The organism is Kitasatospora sp. NPDC093558 (assembly GCF_040683475.1).
In the GTDB taxonomy this organism is placed as follows: domain Bacteria; phylum Actinomycetota; class Actinomycetes; order Streptomycetales; family Streptomycetaceae; genus Kitasatospora.
In genome coordinates this window covers 1-1,118 of the sequence record NZ_JBFBDY010001346.1, presented here as the reverse complement: position 1 = coordinate 1,118, position 1,118 = coordinate 1, and the positions used below count along the sequence as shown (strand labels likewise).

1 protein-coding gene is annotated in these 1,118 nt (G+C 69.8%); it reads right to left on the bottom strand.

Annotated features, from left to right (window positions below; genetic code table 11):
• Window positions 1-67: 67 nt before the first annotated feature.
• Window positions 68-1,118: sialidase family protein (locus AB0O00_RS40860; RefSeq protein WP_363659718.1), on the bottom strand; the 1,051-nt coding region annotated here is incomplete at its 5' end.

The window sequence follows — 1,118 nt, the reverse complement described above, 5'->3', positions numbered from 1 at the left end:
AGAAAGTTGAAGGACAACAGAAAAGCCCCGCCTTCCCGCGCGAATCGGGAAGGCGGGGCGGGAACGGTCAGCGGCGGACGGCCGCGGGCAGAGTCCGTTCCCGGTTGGGCGCGGTGAAGAGCACCGGCCCGGTGCTGGAGGGGGTGGTTCCGGCCCGGAGGGTGAGGCCGCCGGAGACGGCGTACATGGCCTCGTCGAAGGCCTGGCCGCCCGCAGGCGCCTTGCCGACGGCGAAGATCGCCACGGCCTTGCCGTTCACCACCGAGGTGGAGAGGTAGTCGCCGACCATGCTGCCCTGCGTGGTGGAGGCGATCTGCGACAGCGACATCGGGCCTGCGACGGTCTGCGCGGTGCTCCAGGTGGCGCCGCCGTTGGCGGAGGAGGTGAAGCCGACCTCCAACTGGCAGGTGGCGGCAGTGCAGTTGGCGTTCGGGTAGAAGTAGTAGTACAGGCCGAGCTTGGCGGAGGAGCCGGAGGTGGCGTGGTCGACGCCGAAGCCCGGGATGAAGTGGTCGACGCCGCTGGTGGTGGCGTCGATCGGGACGCGGGTCACGGCGGACCAGGTGGTGCCGTCGGTCGTGGTCGAGTACACGATGTCGTTGGCCGGGCAGCCGGAGCGGAACCGGCAGTCCTGCCAGGCGACGTAGACCTTGCCCGAGGCGTCGATCTCCGCCGAGGGCAGACCGTCGCCGGAGCGCAGACCCCCCGCCACGGTGTGCGAGGAGACGCTGGAGACCAGCACGGTGGAACCCCAGGAGGCGCCGCCGTTGGTGGAGGTGAAGGACCGGATCGAGCTGCCGTTGGTGGAGAACGGCACGACCACGGTGCCGTTCGGCTGCACGAGCGGCTGTCCGCCGAGCCCCGCGTTCTGACCACCGGGGCTGGCGGGCGTGGACCAGGTCGCGCCGCCGTCACGCGAGGTCGACATGATCACCCGGTTGCCGGAGGAGGTGATGTCGACCTCGATGTAGCAGTTGCCGTAGTAGGGGCTGGTCGTCGAGTTGTCGCAGACGATCCACTCCTTGTCGTAGCCCTTGCCGTCGTTGCCGACGGCCATCACCGGGTTCTGCCAGGTCAGCCCGTCGGTGGAGCGGCTGACGGACACGCCGGCGCCGTTC